Genomic DNA, 17,760 nt, shown 5'->3' on the forward strand with positions numbered 1-17,760 from the left:
GGGAGGATTCTGTAGGCGCTCCCCCGGCTGGACTCGAACCAGCAACCGTTCGATTAACAGTCGAATGCTCTGCCAATTGAGCTACAGGGGATTGTCCTGCGGTGCTCCGCGGTTTCCCCGGTGCGTGAAAAACCATAGCGTCCCACCCGCCGCAGCACCAAATCGCCTGCTTGTGGGCATGCTGCGGGGTCATCGGGCAGGATGGGGACGACGCAGTCACAGGTGGAAGGACAACACATTGATGGGTTTGCTGGTCGGGGTCGCTGCGGGATACGTACTCGGCACCCGAGCGGGTCGCGCGAGGTACGAACAGATCAGCAAGACGGCCAAGGCGGTGGCCGCGAGCCCCGTCACGAAGAAGGCGATCGAGGTGGGCCGGCAGAAGCTCGCCGACTCGCTCAGTCCTCAGCCCAAGCTCGAGCCGATGAAGCCCATCGACGAGACGACCACGATCATGATCCCGCGGGACCAGTTGAAGAAGTAGACGGTCAGCCGGCCAGGCCGTCACCGATGGCCTGGTCGAGCAGGCTCCGCCGGTACTGTTCGAGCGCCATGAGGTCGCCGAGCAGGGCGTGGAACTCCTCGGACTCGGTGGCCGGGGAAATCCGCTGCAGTTTGGACTTCAGTTCGGCCACCTGCTCGCCGACCCAGACCTCCTGCAGCCGGGCCAGCACGCCACCGATGTAGCGCGGCAGCCGGTCCTCTTCGGCGGGGACGGGTTCGACGGCGAGTTCCATCACGAGCGAGTGCGCGACGGGATCGGTCGCTGCCCTGCCGACGGCGTCGACCCACTCGGCTCCCCCGAGGCCCGCTGCGGTTCCGCCGGCGTCGGCGACGGCCTGCCGCACGGCCGCGTACGCAGGGTCGGTGAAGGTCTCCGGCGGCAGGGAGTCGAAGACGGTCCCGGCGATACCCGGATACTGCAGCGCGGCCTTCAGCGCGTCGCGCTGCGGCCACAGCGTCGGATCATTCGGCCGAGGGCGGCGCAGGGCCGACACGGACTGCGCCGTGGCCGTCGCGGGCCGCGCCTTGGCTTCCGGTGCACGAACTCCTCGCCGTGCCTCCTCCTGCACACGCCGACGCACGGTGGGGATGTCGTCCCATCCCGTCCAGTGCGCGAGTTGCACCGCGTAGTTGTCGCGGATCGTGCGGTCCTTGATGCGGCCCACAACGGGGACACATCGGCGCAGGGCCTCGACGCGACCTTCGACGGTGTCGAGGTCGTGTTCGGCGAGAATCGATTTCACGACGAACTCGAACATCGGGGTGCGGCGGGCCACGAGGTCGCGCACCGCACCGTCGCCCGACTGCTGCCGCAACTCGCACGGGTCCATGCCCTTGGGGGCGATCGCGACGTAGGTCTTCGCGGCGGTTTTCTGATCGCCCTCGAACGCCTTCATCGCCGCCGCGCGACCGGCGTCGTCGCCGTCGAAGGTGTAGATGACCTCCCCGCGGAAGAAGCTGTCGTCCATGAGCAGGCGACGCAGCAGCGCGAGATGTTCGTCACCGAAGGCGGTGCCGCACGCGGCGACCGCGGTCTTCACGCCGGCCAGGTGCATGGCCATGACGTCGGTGTATCCCTCGACGATCACGGCCTGATGCGACTTGGCGATCTCGCGCTTGGCGAGGTCGAGGCCGAACAACACCTGGGACTTCTTGTACAGCACCGTTTCCGGTGTGTTCATGTACTTGGCGGTGATCTGGTCGTCGTCGTACAGACGGCGGGCACCGAAGCCGATGACGTCGCCCGCGAGATTGCGGATGGGCCACAGCAGTCGACGGTGGAAGCGGTCGATCGGACCGCGGCGTCCCTGCCGGGACAGTCCTGCGGCCTCGAGTTCGGAGAATTCGAATCCCCGGCCGAGGAGGTGCTTGGTGAGCGCGTCCCAGCCGGCGGGTGCGTAGCCGCAGCCGAACGTCTCGGCGGCTGCCTGGTCGAAGTTGCGTTCGGTCAGGTAGTCGCGGGCGGCCTGGGCGTCGGGCGCGCGCAGTTGCTCGGCGTAGAACTGCTGGGCGGCCGCGTTCGCCGCGACCAGCCGGGCACGCGTGCCCCGGTCGCGTTGGACGGACGGACCGCCGCCTTCGTAGTTCAGCGTGTAGCCGACACGCTCGGCGAGCTGCTCGACGGCTTCGACGAAGCTGACGTGTTCGATCTTCTGCAGGAACGAGTAGACGTCGCCGCCCTCACCGCAGCCGAAGCAGTGGTAGTGCCCGTGATTGGGCCGCACGTGGAAAGACGGGGACTTCTCGTCGTGGAAGGGACACAGGCCCTTGAGCGAGTCGGCGCCTCCGCGCTTGAGTGCGACGTACTCGCCGACGATGTCCTCGATGCGCACGCGGTCGCGAATGGCCGCGATGTCTCTGTCTGAAATACGGCCGGCCACGAGACGAGTCTAAGCCGCCGGGCAGACTGCCCGGCACGACGGTCCGGCGCAACCCACACCCGCGAGCGCGTAAGCGCGTCCCTCCGGACAGATGCACGGCGCCGGACTCGTGCTTGTGTCCGCGAAGGGCGCAAACGTCGGTGTCAGCCCCAGCTCGCCTGCGCGGCGAGGCTGTCCCGGTCGATCCGTTCGAGGCGCGATTCGGTGCACGACGCGATCTGATCGACCACGACCCGTACCTTCGCAGCATCGTCGGGCGCGGCCTTCCAGGCGGCGACGAAGAACGGGTCGAGACCGACCGGCGCGGTGCGCAGTAGCCACTCGGCGACGCGGTGGATGCGTTCGCGTTGCGATTCCTGGCGGGTGCGGTGGGCGCGGTCGGACATGACGAACTGCAGCGCCATCGTCTTGAGCAACGCGACCTCCGAGACCACGATCGGCGGGACCACGAGGTCGGCGTCGTACCGGGTGACGCGTCGGCCTTCCGTCGCCTCCCGGGTCCCGAGGATCGCTGCGTTGGCGAAGCGGCCCACCAGCTCGCTGGTCAGCTTCTTGAGCGCGACCGAGCAGGCGAGGGTGCCGTCGAAGGTGCCGACGGCGCGGACCACCGGCATGGTGGACAACCGCTTCGCCGCCTCGGTGAGCTCGGCCGGGTCGAGACCCGAGAATTCGCGCATGCCCACCTCGATGAGTCCGGCGACATCGTCGGGATCGTCGAGCATCCGCAGGTCGATGCGACCGTCGATCACACCGTCCTCGAGGTCGTGCACCGAGTACGCGACGTCGTCGGACCAGTCCATGATCTGCGCCTCGAGGCACTTGCGGCGCTCGGGTGCGCCTTCGCGGATCCAGTGGAGGATCTCGGCGTCGTCGTCGTACGAGCCGAACTTCGCGCCCGGGCGCGGACGCGTCCAGGGGTACTTGAGCGTCGCGTCGAGCGAGGCGCGGGTGAGGTTGAGACCGGCGCTCGAGCCGTCCGGATAGAGGATCTTCGGTTCGAGGCAGGTGAGGATGCGCAGGTTCTGCGCGTTGCCTTCGAATCCGCCGCAGGACTCCGCGACCGCGTCGAGTGCCCGCTCGCCGTTGTGCCCGTAGGGCGGGTGCCCGATGTCGTGGGCGAGGCCGGCCAGGTCGACGAGATCGGGGTCGGCGCCGAGCCCTTCGCCGATGCTGCGGCCGATCTGCGCGACCTCCATCGAGTGCGTCAGACGGGTGCGCGGGGTGTCGCCGTCACGGGGGCCGACGACCTGTGTCTTGTCGGCCAGGCGGCGCAGGGCCGCGCAGTGCTGCACGCGCGCACGGTCGCGTGCGAAGGCGGTCCGCTCGGACGCCGCTCCCTCGGACCCGGCGAGCGCCGAGGTCTTGCGCGGCTCTGCGACGCGCCGTTCGAGATCGTGTTCGCTGTAGCCCTGCATCACACTGCCTTCCGTCACCGAAGACCCTACGTTCCGCCTCACTGCTGCGCCGTGTACGGGAAATCGGCGGAGAAGTGGGTGATCTGGTACCAGATCAACGCGCCGGTCTCGCGGGCGATGCCGTGCAGCTGCGACTCGCGGGTGAACACCGCCGGACCCTGGCGGGTGGGAGCGGTCCAGGCGTCGAGACCGGCGTCGCGCGCCATGGTCCGGGTACGCAACGAATGCCACGGGTCGCTGACGAGCACGACCGACGACAGGCCCAGCTCCGACATCTCGCGGCTGACGGCCTCGACGCTGAGCAGTGTGTCCGAGCCCTCTTCGACGGCGACGATCGACTCGGCGGGCACCCCGCGCGAGACGAGATAGTTCTTGCCCGCCGCGGCCTCGGTGAACAGGTCGCCCTCCTGCTTGCCGCCGACGGTGACGATCCGCGGCGACACTCCCGCTTCGTAGAGCTTGAGGGCCTGCTCGAGGCGGGCCTCGAAAACCGACGACGGTGTGCCCGAATACTGCGCGGCCCCGAGCACGACGATGGCGTCGGCGGGGGTGCGGTCGTCGATCCGCGCGACCTGCCACACCCGCAGCGCCGTGCCGCCGACGACGAGGACGGCGGCGAGCAGCACCCCGATGATCAGTCGCCGGAGCCAGCGCGCGATGCGCGCGCCGACCCCGAGGTCGTCCCCGGTGTACGTCGCGGTGGTGCCGGTGCGGCGGGATGCGGTGCTCACCCCCTGATTCTGCCAGCGAACGAGAACGCGTCGACCGGACGACGCGCCGACCCCGTCCTCACCTCGCAACCACTAGATTCGATTCCATGGCACACGTATCGGCCGCACCGCTCCGGCGACCTGCAGCACCGCTCCGGCGACCTGCACGGTCCGCGCTCGCATTCGTCCCCGCCCTGCTGGCAGTGACCGCGTGGCTGCTCCTTCCCGCGGCGGCCTCCGCGGAGCCACCCTCGCGGCTCCCCCAGCCGATCACCGACACCGCGGGCGTGCTCGACGACGCCGACGTCGCACGCATCCAGGAAGCGACGAACACCCTCTACGACGAGCACGGCCTGCAGTTGTGGGTGACCTACGTGTCGAGCTTCGACGGACGCGACTACAACAGTTGGGCGCAGGCCACCGCGCAGGCAAGCAATTTCGGTCCCGACACCGCGCTGCTGGCGGTGGCGACCGACGACCGCGAGTTCGCGCTGTGGACACCGACGGGTTCGGAGATCTCCGAGAGCGAGCGCGACCGGATCAGCTCGTCCGGCGTCGTGCCGGCCCTGCGCAACAGCGATTGGGCGGGCGCCGCCGTGGGCGCGGCCGACGGGTTGAGCAACGCCCTTACGCCGTCGGCTGCTCCGGTGACGACGCTGCTCGTCGGCGGCGGTGTCATCGCGGCCGGTGGTGCCGGGCTCTACGCCTACAACCGGCGGTCGAAGAGGAAGCGCGCCGACGCCGGTGCCGCGCAGGCCGCGCAGGTCGATCCGGCCGACACGACCGCTCTGCGCGGTCTGCCGGTCGAGGGTCTAGACCAGTATGCACAGACCCTCCTGGTGGACACCGACAACGCGGTGCGGTCCAGCGCCGAAGCGCTCGAGCTCGCCCGGGGTGAGTTCGGGGACTCCGCGGTGGCTCCTTTCGACCGCGCACACCGGCAGGCACAGGTCGCGTTGGCGAACGCCTTCGAGATCCGTCAGCGCCTCGACGACGACATCCCCGAGACGCCCGAACAGCAGCGCGACATGCTCGTGCAACTCGTCTCCTCGTGCGGGCAGGCGAACCGCGAACTCGATGCGCAGGTCGAGGCGTTCGACAAGATGCGCAACCTGCTGCTCGATGCCCCGGCCCGTCTGGACGGCCTCACGCAGCGCGCGATCGCGCTGCAGGCCCGCATCCCCGAGGCCGAGCGGATTCTGGGGCAGCTGCACTCGGAGTTCCCGGCGGGCGCCCTGACTCCGGTGGTCGACAACGTCTCGCTGGCGCGGGAGGAGATCTCGTTCGCCGAGAACGCGATCGACCAGGGCCGCACGGCGGTGGCGCGACCGGTCGGTGAGCAGGGCGACGCCGTGCGCGCGATCCGCGAGGCCGAACGCGCACTGGGGCATGCCGCGACGCTGCTCGACGCGCTCGACCATGCGGCGGAGGACATCCGGCGCGCGATCGCGACGCTTCCCGCCGCGGTGGAGGACGCCGAACAGGGTGTCGCCGACGCGAAGCAACTCCTCGACGCGGGCGGCCCGGAACTCGTCGACGCCCTGAAGGCCGTGCAGGAAGCCCTCGACCACGCCCGGGCCGAGCAGCACACCGACCCGCTGGGCAGTTTCACGCGGGTCGTCGAGGCCGATGCGCGTCTCGACGAGTTGCGTGCCCGGACGCGGCAGGCGAAGCAGCAAGCCGAGGAGATGCGGCGCCGCCTCGAACAGGATCTGAGCGCAGCGCAAGCGCAGGTCACCGCCGCGGCCGACTTCATCGGGACCCGCCGCGGCGTCGTGGGCGCCCAGGCACGCACCCGCCTGTCGGAGGCGCAGCGGCACCTGCAGGCCGCGCAGCAGGCAGCCGAGTCCGATCCGGCGGCCGCCATCCAGTACGCGCGGTCCGCCGCGTCGCTGGCCGCGCAGGCACTGCGCAGCGCCCAGAACGACGTGCAGCGCTGGAACAACCAGCACCGTCCGCCCCGCGGTGGTTCGTCGGGCGGCAACGTCGCCGGTGCCGTGCTCGGCGGCATCCTCATCAACAGCGTGCTCAACAGCGGCCGCGGCGGTGGCTTCGGTGGCGGTTTCGGTGGGGGCGGTTTCGGGGGCGGCGGCTTCGGCGGATCGAGTGGAGGACGCTTCTAGACCGGACGCTACCCCCACTACGAACTCATGGGACGCCTCGGAACGGTCGACGTCGCGCTGACACCGACCGACACGGACACGGTCTCATGGTTCTTCCGCAGCCCGCTCTACAAGCACTTCGGGTTGCTCACCGAATACGAGGGCACCTTCACCCACCAGGGTCGCAGCGTCACGGCCGACGGTCTGTGCTCGTTCGAGTACGGGGCGATACCGAGCCGTATCTGATGCGGTCCACTCCTCTGCCGCCCGCGGCGAAGGCTCCGCTCGACCATTTCGTCTACCAGATCGTCGATCTCGACGCCGACACGCAGATCCTGTTGAGCCGCTACGCGATCGGTGACCGACCGTTCATGACGACGGCGATCCTGCGTACCCGCAGCGGTGACGGAACCCGTTGCCGGGACGTGGATTTCGAGATGGTTGAACTGCGCGACCAGTCCGAGTCGACTCCCTACGGCATCCCGATGCAGGTGCCGCGCCGGACCCGGTTCCTGGTGAAGGACACCCGCGGTCGTCCCTGGCTGGATTTCGAAGGGATCATGGACACCCCCTTCACCCACGGGCTGAGCACCGGATTCGTCACCGGTTTCGCATGGTCGGCGATCTGGCGGGGTGAGGAGATCTCCGGCCGCCGATATTTCGAGTACATCGATCGGCGCTCGACGAGGTGACCGCTACGAGCACCCGGCTACGAAGCGACAGATGCCCTCCGGTCCGTCGGGACCGGAGGGCATCTGCGTCGATCGGATCGGTCAGCAGCCGATCAGGCGCTGCGCGAGGTAGCCCTCGACCTGGTCGAGGCTCACACGCTCCTGCGCCATGGTGTCGCGCTCACGGATCGTGACGGCCTGGTCCTCGAGGGTGTCGAAGTCGACTGTGATGCAGAACGGGGTGCCGATCTCGTCCTGGCGACGGTAGCGGCGGCCGATGGCGCCGGCGTCGTCGAACTCGATGTTCCAGTTCTGGCGCAGCTTCGCGGCGAGGTCCTTGGCCTTCGGGCTCAGGTCGGCGTTGCGGCTGAGCGGCAGCACGGCGGCCTTGACCGGCGCGAGACGACGGTCGAGGCGCAGCACGGTGCGCTTGTCGACGCCACCCTTGGCGTTGGGTGCCTCGTCCTCGGTGTAGGCGTCGACGAGGAAGGCCATGAGCGAACGGGTCAGGCCGGCCGCCGGCTCGATCACGTAGGGCGTGTAGCGCTCATTGGTGGCCTGATCGAAGAAGCTCAGGTCGGTGCCGGAGTGCTTCGAGTGCGTCGACAGGTCGAAGTCGGTGCGGTTCGCGACGCCCTCGAGCTCACCCCATTCGCTGCCCTGGAAGTGGAAGCGGTACTCGATGTCGACGGTGCGCTTCGAGTAGTGCGACAGCTTCTCGAGCGGGTGCTCGTAGAGGCGCAGGTTGTCCTTGTTGATGCCCAGATCGGTGTACCAGTTCATCCGGTAGTCGATCCAGTACTGGTGCCACTGCTCGTCTTCGCCGGGCTTGACGAAGAACTCCATCTCCATCTGCTCGAACTCGCGGGTGCGGAAGATGAAGTTGCCGGGCGTGATCTCGTTGCGGAAGCTCTTGCCGATCTGGCCGATGCCGAAGGGCGGCTTCTTGCGCGAGGTGGTGAGCACGTTCGCGAAGTTCACGAAGATGCCCTGCGCCGTCTCGGGGCGCAGGTAGTGCAGGCCTTCCTCGCTCTCGATCGGGCCGAGGAAGGTCTTGAGCATCATGTTGAAGTCGCGGGGCTCGGTCCACTGACCCTTGGTGCCGCAGTCCGGGCAGACGATCTCGGTCATCGGCACGGCGTCGGGGTCGTCGAGCTTGTTCTTCTCGGCGTAGGCCTCCTGCAGGTGGTCCTGCCGGTGACGCTTGTGACAGCTCAGGCACTCGACGAGCGGGTCGTTGAAGACACCGACGTGGCCGGAGGCGACCCAGACCTGACGCGGCAGGATCACGGACGAGTCGAGGCCGACGACGTCCTCGCGGCTGGTGACCATGTTGCGCCACCACTGCTTCTTGATGTTGTCCTTGAGCTCCACGCCGAGCGGCCCGTAATCCCACGCGGACCTGGTGCCGCCGTAGATCTCACCGCAGGGATAGACCAGGCCCCGGCGCTTGGCGAGGTTGGCGACGGTATCGATCTTGGATTTGGGTGCCACTCGGTTTCTCCATCTTCGATGCGGGTTTTCGCAGCATGCGTCGATCTGTAAGCCTATCGCTCCTCGTTCGCAGCTCGAATTCGCGCCGGTTGACATGCACAACCGTGCATATCAAAATGGAATTGATTTGCAATAAGGCCCGCCGACCGGCGGCCGCCCCTGCCCCGAGGAGCCCCGTGAGCATCGACGCCGATCCACGCGAGTGCAGCACGGGCGAGCGCGCCCGCGGCCCGATCGGCAGCGACGCCCTGCCGTCCCCGGTCGATGTCTCCCCCGGCGCCCTGATCGCGGCCGGTGAGCTGCTGCGCGCACTGTCGGCACCCGTCCGCATCTCGATCGTGCTCGAACTGCGCGAGTCGGCCCGCTGCGTGCACGAGCTCGTCGGCGCCCTCGGCGTCACCCAGCCGCTCATCAGCCAGCATCTCCGCGTGCTCAAGACCGCCGGCGTCGTGCGCGGCGAACGCTCGGGACGCGAAGTGCTCTACCACCTGGCCGACGACCATCTCGCCCGCATCGTCGTCGACGCCGTCGCTCACGCCCAGGAAGGACGATCGCAGTGACCTCCGCCCGCAAACCTCTCGTGGGGGTCCGCTCGACCCGTCAACGCAGCGCCATCGTCGACCTGCTCGACAACACCGAGGAGTTCCGGTCCGCCCAGGACCTGCACGACGAGCTGCGCAAGCGCGGCGAGGGCATCGGCCTGACGACCGTCTACCGCACCCTGCAGTCGCTCGCCGAGGTCGGCAGCGTCGACGTGCTGCGCACCGACAGCGGCGAGTCGCTGTTCCGGCGGTGTTCCTCCGGGCACCACCACCATCTCGTGTGCCGCCACTGCGGCTTCACGGTCGAGGTGGACGGCCCGGAGGTCGAACGCTGGTCGCACGAGGTGGCCGAGTCGAACGGCTTCGTCGACGTCAGCCACACCGTGGAGATCTTCGGCAACTGCCGCGAGTGCGCCCTCGCTCAGGGCTGAACCGACGGCCCGCGGCCGTCAGCCGCAATCGCAGTCATCACAGCCGCAGCCGTCGGCGAGCAGGTTCTCCTCGTCGTCCTCGGCCTCACCGTCGAAGACCGACGCTTCTCCGCCGAGACGCTGCGCCAATGCGCGTGCCTGCTCGACGACCGGCACGAGCGACGCGACGGCCCGCACGAGATGGATCGGGACGAGCGGCGACGCTGCGACCCGCAGTTCGACGGTGACTCGGTCCTTGTCGAGGACGAACTTGACTTCGGGGAACTCGACCTGCAGGTCGCCGAGGACCTCGGCGGCGCGGGTGCGGCCCGTGATGCCCTCGACCAGGTAGGTGGTGAGCAGCACGAAGCCGCCCTCGGCGTCGACGGTCGCGTAGGTGAGCACGTCGTCGATCCAGATCGGGATCTCGCCGTCCTCGTCGGGCTCGGGCGCTTCCTCGAGAATCTCGGACAGCGTCTCCACCACAGCGGCGCGCAGCATGTCGTCGTCCTCGGTGGGGATCGCGACGGCGTGCGTCCCGTCGGCGGCGACGACCTCCTCGGTGGTGGTCTCGGCGTCGATGTCGGTGGTGGTCACGAATTCTCCTTGGGATCGGGGGTGCCTGCCACGGCGCCACGCGCGTCGGCGGCACCGTCGAGCACGAGCAACAGCATGGTGGTCAGCGCCGTGTCGTCGAGCCCGGTCGCGGGGAACGAGTACCGCAGCACGACGTCGGCGTCGGTCTCGCGTTCGATGAGGTGGACCGAGCCGAACTGCAGGGCGTCGGCGGCGGCCGCGACCCGACCGCGCACGGCGTCGTCGAGCGGAAGATCCCACGCGAGCACTCCGGTGACGGAGACCACGTCGAGTCCTTCGGTGAGCGTGACGACCTGCAGCGCGAAGGGCACGGCGCCGTAGTCGAATCCGAACGAGCCGTCGCCGTCGGCGGCGGACGACGGGGTGCGGACGTCGACGAAGGGCGTCAGCGCGCCCGCGATCCGCTCGCGCAGCGAGGTCACTTCACACCACCGAACCGCCGGTCGCGGGAGGCGTATTCGACGCACGCCGCCCACAGATCGCGCCGGTCGAAATCGGGGAACATCGTGTCCTGGAAGACGAGTTCGGCGTAGGCCGACTGCCACAGCAGGAAGTTCGAGGTGCGCTGCTCGCCCGAGGGCCGCAGAAACAGGTCGACGTCGGGCATGTCGGGCTCGTCGAGATACCGCGCGATCGTCGACTCCGTGATCCGTTCGGGATCGAGTTCCCCTGCCGCGACCCGACGGGCGATCTCCCGTGCGGCGTCGGCGATCTCGGCGCGACCGCCGTAGTTGACGCACATCGTGAGAGTCATGACGTCGTTGTCCTTCGTCAGTTCCTCGGCGATCTCGAGTTCCTTGATCACGCTGCGCCACAGGCGGGGACGGCGACCGGCCCACCGGACGCGCACCCCCATCTCGTGCATCTCGTCGCGGCGGCGGCGGATCACGTCGCGGTTGAAGCCCATGAGGAAGCGGACCTCGTCGGGGCTGCGCTTCCAGTTCTCGGTGGAGAAGGCGTAGGCCGAGAGCCACTCGACGCCCATCTCGATACATCCGCACACCGTGTCCATCAGCACGGCCTCGCCGCGTTCGTGGCCGGCGGTGCGCGGCAGACCGCGCTCCTGCGCCCAGCGACCGTTGCCGTCCATCACGAGCGCCACGTGCTGGGGAATCAGCTCGGGTTGCAGCACGGGAGGTCGCGCGCCCGACGGATGCGGGTCGGGCGGCCGGATCACCCGCTCAGGCGATGGGGGCGTGGTACGTCGTCGAATCACGGTCCCCATCCTGCCGGACACCCCGGGCGACGTCATCAACCCGGTTCCCCGTCGCAGGGTCGGTGCGACCGCGCTCGACGAGGGGCAGCGAACGCAGTTGCCGTTCGAGATGCCACTGCAGGTGCGCGGCGACGAGCCCGCTGGCCTGGCGACGCACCGCCGTGTCGGCGGCCTCGGTGTCGGCCCAGCGTCCGTGGTTGAGCGCGTCGAGCAGCGCCAACACACCCGGGGCCGGGGTGGCCGCCCCCGGCGGACGGCAGTGCACGCACACCGCACCACCGGCGGCGACGTGGAAGGCGGTGTGCGGGCCGGGACGGTCGCAGCGCGCGCAGTGGGTGATCGCCGGCGCCCATCCCGCGTAGGCCATGGCCCGCAGCAGATAGGCGTCGAGTACGAGTTCGGGTGGCCGGGTGCGGTCGCACACCGCGCGGAGGGCGCCGACGGTGAGTGCGTGCAGGCGCGGCACGGGCGCGCGTTCCTCACCGGCGAGGCGTTCGGCGGTCTCGAGGATCGCGCACGCGGTGGTGTAGCGGGGGTAGTCGTCGACGATACCCACCGCGAAGGCGTCGAGGGTCTGCACCTGGGTGATGACGTCGAGACTGCGGCCCGGGTGGAGCTGGACGTCGATGTGGGCGAACGGTTCGAGCCGTGCGCCGAACTTGGAGCGTGTCCGGCGCACGCCCTTCGCGACGGCCCGCACGAGACCGTGCCGACGCGTCAGCAGGGTGACGATGCGGTCGGCCTCGCCCAGCTTGTGCTGGCGCAGCACCACCGCGTTGTCCCGATAAAGCCTCACTCCCCGAGTCTGTCATGTCGCGGTGACACGGGACGGTCCACGAAGGGACTCGACACCCCGAACGGGAACGCGTTATTGTTCGTTCGAACGAACGGGGGAACGAATGGACGCTCGAACCGACCTGCGCGACCTGAAGGCGACCGTCGAGGCACTCGACCGCGGCGAGACCACCTCCACGGACCTCGTCCGTGCGAGCCTCGACCGGATCGACGAATCGCAACCGCACCTGAACGCCTTCCGCGTCGTGCGCCGCACCACCGCACTCGACGAGGCCCGCGAGGCCGACCGGCGCCGCGCGAACGGCGAACGCCTCCCCCTGCTGGGTGTCCCCATCGCGATCAAGGACGACACCGACATCGTCGGCGAGACGACGATGTTCGGCTGCGCCGGCACCTTCGCCCCGAAGGACACCGACGCCGAGGTGGTGCGTCGCCTGCGGGCCGCCGGCGCGGTGATCGTCGGCAAGACCCACTCCCCCGAACTCGGCCAGTGGCCGCTCACCGGCGGCGACGCCTTCGGGCACACCCGCAGCGCGTGGTCGCGCGACCACACCCCCGGCGGCTCGTCGGGTGGCAGCGCCGCGGCCGTCGCGGCGGGACTCGTGCCGGCCGCCCTGGGATCCGACGGCGCCGGATCGGTCCGCATCCCCGCCTCGTGGTCCAATCTCGTCGGCATCAAGCCCCAACGCGGCCGGATCTCCATGTGGCCCGACGCCGAATCCTTCAACGGACTCACCACGCACGGCCCACTCGCCCGCACGGTCGCCGACGCGGCCCTGCTCCTCGACGTCGTGTCCGGGAACCACCCCGGCGACCGGCACGCGTGCGCGCCGCTGACCGTCTCCGACGCCGTGGGACGAGATCCCGGCAGGCTGAACATCGCTCTGTCGCTGAAGATCCCGTTCACCGCGACACCCACCAGCCTCGACGCCCGTGTCCGCACCCGCATCGCCGCACTCGCCGCGGTACTGCGCGATCTCGGCCACGAGGTGACCCTCGCCGATCCCGACTACGGAATGACGTTCGGTCTCACCTTCCTCCCTCGATCCATGGCCGGTATCGAGGATTGGTTGTACCGCCTGCCCGACCCGTCCCTCGCCGACGTGCGCACCCGCGCCAACGCCCGCACCGGCCGGTTCCTGCGCGGTTATCCGTTGCGGGCGGCGCGCGCGGTCGAACCGCGGCTGCACCGTCGGGTCGGCCGCATCTTCGATCGGTTCGACGTCGTACTCGCCCCCACCACTGCCACACCGCCGCTGCCGGTGACGGCGATCGACGGCATCGGCGGCTGGGCGACCGACAAGGTCATCACCGGCGCATGCCCCTACGCGTGGCCGTGGAACGTGCTGGGCTGGCCCGCGATCAACGTCCCCGCGGGTTTCACCGAGGAGCGACTGCCGGTGGGTGCCCAGCTGCTCGGCCCGGCGAACTCCGAACCGCTGCTGGTGTCCCTCGCCTCCCAACTCGAATCGGTGCTGCGCTGGCACGAACACACCCCGGAGCGATGGTGGTGACCACGCGCGACGACGCCCGCTCGCGGATCGTCCACGCCACCCTGTATCTCGTCGGCACCGACGGGGTCGCCGGGGTGACGAACCGGCGCATCGCGGCGCGCGCCGAAGTGTCGCTCGGTTCGATCACCTACCATTTCCCCACCCAGGCCGACCTGCTGCGCGCCGCGCTCGAGTTCTTCGTCGACGAGGAGACCGAGCGGCTGCGAGAACTCGCCGAGCAGTATCGATCCCGGGCCCTGTCGCTGACGGAGGCCGCCGAACTCACCGAACGCGTCGCCCACGACCTGACCTTCACGGCCGAACGCATCGCCCCCTTCGAGCTCTATGTGCAGGCGGGGCGCGACGAGGAACTGCGGCGGGTCGCCGAACGCTGCTGGCGTGCCTACGACGCGTTGACTGCCTCCGTCCTTTCCGCGCTGGGAGTGCCGGATCCGGAGACGATCGCCCCGACGGTCGTCGCGACCATCACCGGGCTGCAACTGCGCCGCCTGTCGACGGGTACGGAGCCGGATCTGTCGGAGGCCGTTCTGCTGCTGCTGCACGGCGCGGCGGCCACGCGTCGCTGAGTTCCCTTCGGTCACCGGCCCCGGCGTGACGACGCGTTCACATCCGCGTCCGCGACGAAACACCACCGTCACGAATTATGCCGTGTGCACAATACTTTCGCGTCGCGAGTGGTTTGTCGGCCGATTGCCGAGTCCTGTCCGACTCTTCGAGATCGACATGTTCCGGCCGACGACGGCGATGCCGCCCATCGATGCTCGCGGCGATGCTGCACCATCGGCGCCGACGAACTCATGGTGCGTCCCTTCGGGCGCTGGATGATCAACGGCCGTATCGCCTACGTCGTGCTGTTCGTCGTCACCTATCTGCTGTCGTTGTTCTTCTGCCCACACCTGCTCTCGCGATCATCGGTGCCGGGCTGCTCCCGGCGGCGATCAAGGCCGGGCTGCCGCCGCTCGGCCTTGATCGCCCTCGCGATTTCCGGACAGGGCGTGGCACTCGAACATTGCGCCACCCATTTCGTCGACGGCTTGGTCCACGCGTTCAAGGCCATGGGAATCATCCTGCCGGTGTCCGGATTCGTGTACCCCGGCATCCCCGACGACTCCGGTTCGATCCTGGGACTCGAGGACGGCACCGGGCCGGCCTTCCTGTTCGACGCCGTCGAGAGCATCCAGACCCGCATTCCCGACAACGGTCTCTTCGCCGCGTTCAGCATGATCCTGATCGGCATGCTCATCGGTCTGGACGGCTCCGGCTGGGCCGGTCTGCCGCTTACCGGTGGTATCGCCGCCGCGCTCGCCCCGCAGGCCGGAACGGACACCGCAACGCTTGCCGCCCTTGCGCAGAACGCCGCGACCTGGACCGGCGGCGGCACCCGCGTCATCTGGTCGTCGCTGATCGTGGTCGCGGGCTTCTGCCGCGTCCCGGTCGGTGATCTCGTGCGACGACTCGCGATCCCGGTGGTGAGCGGATTGCTCGTCGCCGCTGTCGCCGCTTCGACGTCTCCGCCGCCGTCGCCATGACACCGCGGCCGGCGGAACTGATCGACCGCTTCAGCGCGTTCGTCGGCACCGACCTACCTCGCGTCGATGTGGGTCGCCCGGCCGATCACCGCGTCCACCCCGTAGGGCTCGGCGTCAGAATCCCAGACGGCCCAGCTGTTTGGGGTCTCGCTGCCAGTCCTTCGCGACCTTCACGTGCAGGTCGAGGTAGATCTTCACGCCGAGGAGCTTCTCGATCTGGGTGCGTGCGGCGGTGCCCACTTCGCGCAGCCGCGCGCCCCCCTTGCCGATGACGATGCCCTTCTGGCTCGGCCGTTCGACGTAGAGCAGGGCGTGCACGTCGAGCATCTCGCCCTGCTTCTCGGTGCGACCCTCGCGTTCGGTGATCTCCTCGATCACGACGGCGAGCGAGTGGGGCAGCTCGTCGCCGAGACCTTCGAGGGCGGCCTCGCGGATGAGCTCGGCCATCAGGGTCTCTTCCGGCTCGTCGGTGAGCTCGCCGTCGGGATAGAAGGCCGGTCCGGGTTCCATGTGCGAGACGAGGACGTCGACGAGGACCTCGACCTGCTCACCCGAGGCCGCGGAGACCGGCACGACCTCGCAGTTCTCGCCGAGGAGCTTCGACACGGCGAGCAACTGCGCGGCGACCTGCTGTTTGCCCACCTTGTCGATCTTCGTGACAATGCCGATGACCGGGGTCTTCGGCGCCATGTGGCGCACCTGCTCGAGGATCCAGCGGTCGCCGGGGCCGATCTTCTCGTCGGCGGGGAAGCACATGCCGATCGCGTCGACCTCGGAGTAGGTGTCCTGCACCAGGTCGTTGAGCCGCTGGCCGAGCAGGGTGCGCGGGCGGTGCAGTCCCGGGGTGTCCACGAGGATGAGCTGGGCGTTGTCGCGGTGGACGATGCCGCGGATGGTGTGGCGGGTGGTCTGCGGGCGCGACGAGGTGATCGCGATCTTGCTGCCGACGAGCGCATTCGTGAGCGTCGACTTCCCGGTGTTGGGCCGGCCGACGAAACAGATGAAGCCGGAACGGAAGTCGGTGTCGGTCATGCATGCTCCTCGGTGGTGGCCGTATCGGTATCGGTGGGTTCTTCTTCGGGGCTGACGCGCTGCACGAAGACGGTGCTCACACGCACCCGCCCGCGGACGTCCGGTCCGCCCTCGCCGCGGAGCAGCAGGCCGTGGGTCCGTACCTCCGCACCCGGCAGAGGAACCCGGCCGAGTTCGTAGCCGAGGAGTCCGCCGACGGTGTCGACCTCGTCGTCCTCGATGTCGATGTCGAACAGTTCGCCGAGGTCCTCGACGGGAAGTCGCGCGGAAACGCGGTAGGTGTCGTCGCCGAGTTCCTCGACGTCGGGGATCTCCCCGGTGTCGTACTCGTCGGCGATCTCGCCGACGATCTCCTCGATGACGTCCTCGATCGTCACGAGACCGGCGATGCCGCCGTATTCGTCGACGAGGATCGCCATGTGGTTGCGGTCGCGCTGCATGTCGGCGAGCAGATCGTCGAGGCGCTTCGAATCCGGCACGAAGACCGCCGGTCGCATGACGTCGGCGACGGAGACGCTGCGTCCGCCGTCGCGGTGGTAGTAGGTCTGCTGGACGAGATCCTTGAGGTAGACGACACCGCGGATGTCGTCGACGTTCTCACCGATCACCGGGATCCGCGAGTGCCCGCTGCGGACGGCGAGCGAGGTGGCCTGACCGGCCGTCTTGGTCTCCTCGATCCACACCATCTCGGGGCGTGGAACCATGATCTCGCGAGCGGTGGTGTCGCCGAAGTCGAACACCGACTGGATCATCCGGCGTTCCTCGTCGGCCACGACCCCGCTCTCCTGAGCGAGATCGACCAGTTCGCGCAGCTCGATCTCGTTGGAGAACGGGCCGTTCCTGAAACCGCGACCGGGTGTGACCGCATTGCCTACGCTGATGAGGATTCGGCTGATCGGACCGAGCAGGACACCGAGTACCCGCAGCGGTCCGGTGGCGGCGAGCGCGATCGGGTACGCGTGCTGGCGTCCGAGCGTGCGCGGGCTGACCCCGATCACGACGTAGTCGACGATCACCATCACCGCAGCGCCCACGACGAGCGCCCATGTGCGGTCGAGCACGGCGAGCAATGCACCGACGAGCACGACGGTGGCGGTGATCTCGCAGAGGATGCGCAGCAGCACCGTCAGATTGACGTAGCGGGGCCGATCGTCGAGCAGACCGAGCAGGCGGCGCGCACTGGGGCGGCCCTCCTTCGCGAGTTCCTCGGCGCGCGCCGCGGATACGGTGTTGAGCGCGGAATCGACAGCGGCGAACAGGCCGCCGAGCACCACCAGGACGACCGCCAGGACGACGAGGGGCACGGTACTCACGCGATCGTCACTCCCTCGATCGGTGCCGTCCGATCA

Annotated in this window: 18 protein-coding genes, 1 tRNA gene and 1 pseudogene; 9 read left to right on the forward strand and 11 right to left on the reverse strand. The window is 69.0% G+C overall.

The features are described 5' to 3' along the window. Nucleotides 1–18 precede the first annotated feature (18 nt). Nucleotides 19–91, reverse strand: a tRNA-Asn gene (locus AC6CID_RS07115). 150 nt (nt 92–241) lie between these two features. Here AC6CID_RS07115 and AC6CID_RS07120 point away from each other — a divergent pair. Further along, complete coding sequence (locus AC6CID_RS07120) at nt 242–484, forward strand: hypothetical protein (protein WP_006554461.1); 243 nt, start codon at nt 242–244, stop codon at nt 482–484. A 4-nt stretch (nt 485–488) separates the two neighbouring features. On the opposite strand, the gene dnaG is transcribed toward AC6CID_RS07120, so the two are convergent. The 3 genes from dnaG to AC6CID_RS07135 all read right to left on the reverse strand — a co-directional run bounded on the left by dnaG (nt 489) and on the right by AC6CID_RS07135 (nt 4,530). After that, on the reverse strand, nt 489–2,384 hold the full coding sequence (gene dnaG / locus AC6CID_RS07125; RefSeq protein WP_220666219.1) for a DNA primase: 1,896 nt from the start codon (nt 2,382–2,384) through the stop codon (nt 489–491). Between the two features lie 143 nt (nt 2,385–2,527). Beyond that, nucleotides 2,528–3,799: a deoxyguanosinetriphosphate triphosphohydrolase gene (locus AC6CID_RS07130; protein ID WP_247849605.1), complete on the reverse strand. Its 1,272-nt coding sequence runs from the start codon at nt 3,797–3,799 to the stop codon at nt 2,528–2,530. Between the two features lie 38 nt (nt 3,800–3,837). Continuing rightward, nucleotides 3,838–4,530 carry a YdcF family protein gene (locus AC6CID_RS07135; RefSeq protein WP_006554464.1) on the reverse strand — a complete coding sequence of 231 codons (693 nt, stop codon included), beginning with the start codon at nt 4,528–4,530 and terminating at the stop codon, nt 3,838–3,840. An 86-nt stretch (nt 4,531–4,616) separates the two neighbouring features. On the opposite strand from AC6CID_RS07135, the gene AC6CID_RS07140 reads away from it, so the two are divergent. The 3 genes and pseudogenes from AC6CID_RS07140 to AC6CID_RS07150 all read left to right on the forward strand — a co-directional run bounded on the left by AC6CID_RS07140 (nt 4,617) and on the right by AC6CID_RS07150 (nt 7,303). Next, nucleotides 4,617–6,632 (forward strand): TPM domain-containing protein, encoded by a 2,016-nt coding sequence (locus AC6CID_RS07140; RefSeq protein ID WP_121209083.1) that lies wholly within the window; start codon nt 4,617–4,619, stop codon nt 6,630–6,632. 15 nt (nt 6,633–6,647) lie between these two features. Beyond that, a pseudogene (locus tag AC6CID_RS07145) lies at nt 6,648–6,857 on the forward strand (DUF6670 family protein); the annotation flags it as partial. Further along, nucleotides 6,857–7,303 carry a DUF6670 family protein gene (locus AC6CID_RS07150; RefSeq protein WP_121209081.1) on the forward strand — a complete coding sequence of 149 codons (447 nt, stop codon included), beginning with the start codon at nt 6,857–6,859 and terminating at the stop codon, nt 7,301–7,303. The pseudogene AC6CID_RS07145 and the gene AC6CID_RS07150, both read left to right, overlap by 1 nt. 81 nt (nt 7,304–7,384) lie before the next feature. Here AC6CID_RS07150 and AC6CID_RS07155 read toward each other — a convergent pair whose 3' ends face one another. Further along, a complete protein-coding gene (locus tag AC6CID_RS07155) occupies nt 7,385–8,776 on the reverse strand; it encodes a glycine--tRNA ligase (protein ID WP_006554466.1) in 1,392 nt (463 codons plus the stop codon). Between the two features lie 176 nt (nt 8,777–8,952). Here AC6CID_RS07155 and AC6CID_RS07160 point away from each other — a divergent pair, with 176 nt between their 5' ends. Then, entirely contained in the window at nt 8,953–9,336 is a 384-nt protein-coding gene (locus AC6CID_RS07160; RefSeq protein ID WP_006554467.1) for an ArsR/SmtB family transcription factor, read from the forward strand. After that, complete coding sequence (locus AC6CID_RS07165) at nt 9,333–9,749, forward strand: Fur family transcriptional regulator (RefSeq protein WP_006554468.1); 417 nt, start codon at nt 9,333–9,335, stop codon at nt 9,747–9,749. Before AC6CID_RS07160 ends, AC6CID_RS07165 begins: the two co-directional genes overlap by 4 nt. Before the next feature lie 18 nt (nt 9,750–9,767). Here AC6CID_RS07165 and AC6CID_RS07170 read toward each other — a convergent pair whose 3' ends face one another. The 4 genes from AC6CID_RS07170 to recO are packed head-to-tail and all read right to left on the reverse strand — an operon-like array spanning nt 9,768 to nt 12,337. After that, nucleotides 9,768–10,325 (reverse strand): T3SS (YopN, CesT) and YbjN peptide-binding chaperone 1, encoded by a 558-nt coding sequence (locus AC6CID_RS07170; protein ID WP_024101349.1) that lies wholly within the window; start codon nt 10,323–10,325, stop codon nt 9,768–9,770. Further along, nucleotides 10,322–10,747, reverse strand: coding sequence for a hypothetical protein (locus AC6CID_RS07175; RefSeq protein WP_006554470.1), 426 nt, complete (start codon nt 10,745–10,747; stop codon nt 10,322–10,324). Before AC6CID_RS07175 ends, AC6CID_RS07170 begins: the two co-directional genes overlap by 4 nt. Further along, nucleotides 10,744–11,550: an isoprenyl transferase gene (locus tag AC6CID_RS07180; RefSeq protein WP_050993415.1), complete on the reverse strand. Its 807-nt coding sequence runs from the start codon at nt 11,548–11,550 to the stop codon at nt 10,744–10,746. Before AC6CID_RS07180 ends, AC6CID_RS07175 begins: the two co-directional genes overlap by 4 nt. After that, entirely contained in the window at nt 11,507–12,337 is an 831-nt protein-coding gene (recO, locus tag AC6CID_RS07185) for a DNA repair protein RecO (RefSeq protein WP_121209080.1), read from the reverse strand. The genes AC6CID_RS07180 and recO overlap by 44 nt, the downstream gene beginning before the upstream one ends. Nucleotides 12,338–12,440: 103 nt before the next feature. Between recO and AC6CID_RS07190 the strand changes: the two genes are divergently transcribed. From AC6CID_RS07190 to AC6CID_RS07200, 3 genes are all read left to right on the forward strand, one after another. Next, on the forward strand, nt 12,441–13,850 hold the full coding sequence (locus AC6CID_RS07190) for an amidase (RefSeq protein WP_121209079.1): 1,410 nt from the start codon (nt 12,441–12,443) through the stop codon (nt 13,848–13,850). Beyond that, nucleotides 13,841–14,416, forward strand: coding sequence for a TetR/AcrR family transcriptional regulator (locus AC6CID_RS07195; protein ID WP_033097766.1), 576 nt, complete (start codon nt 13,841–13,843; stop codon nt 14,414–14,416). Before AC6CID_RS07190 ends, AC6CID_RS07195 begins: the two co-directional genes overlap by 10 nt. Before the next feature lie 231 nt (nt 14,417–14,647). Beyond that, nucleotides 14,648–15,379, forward strand: coding sequence for a hypothetical protein (locus AC6CID_RS07200; RefSeq protein WP_498353729.1), 732 nt, complete (start codon nt 14,648–14,650; stop codon nt 15,377–15,379). Nucleotides 15,380–15,493: 114 nt separating this feature from the next. On the opposite strand, the gene era is transcribed toward AC6CID_RS07200, so the two are convergent. Beyond that, complete coding sequence (gene era, locus AC6CID_RS07205; RefSeq protein WP_024101353.1) at nt 15,494–16,411, reverse strand: GTPase Era; 918 nt, start codon at nt 16,409–16,411, stop codon at nt 15,494–15,496. Then, on the reverse strand, nt 16,408–17,724 hold the full coding sequence (locus AC6CID_RS07210) for a hemolysin family protein (protein WP_006554477.1): 1,317 nt from the start codon (nt 17,722–17,724) through the stop codon (nt 16,408–16,410). Before AC6CID_RS07210 ends, era begins: the two co-directional genes overlap by 4 nt. Between the last annotated feature and the right edge of the window lie 36 nt (nt 17,725–17,760).

This window comes from Rhodococcus sp. GQ147 (assembly GCF_059759155.1).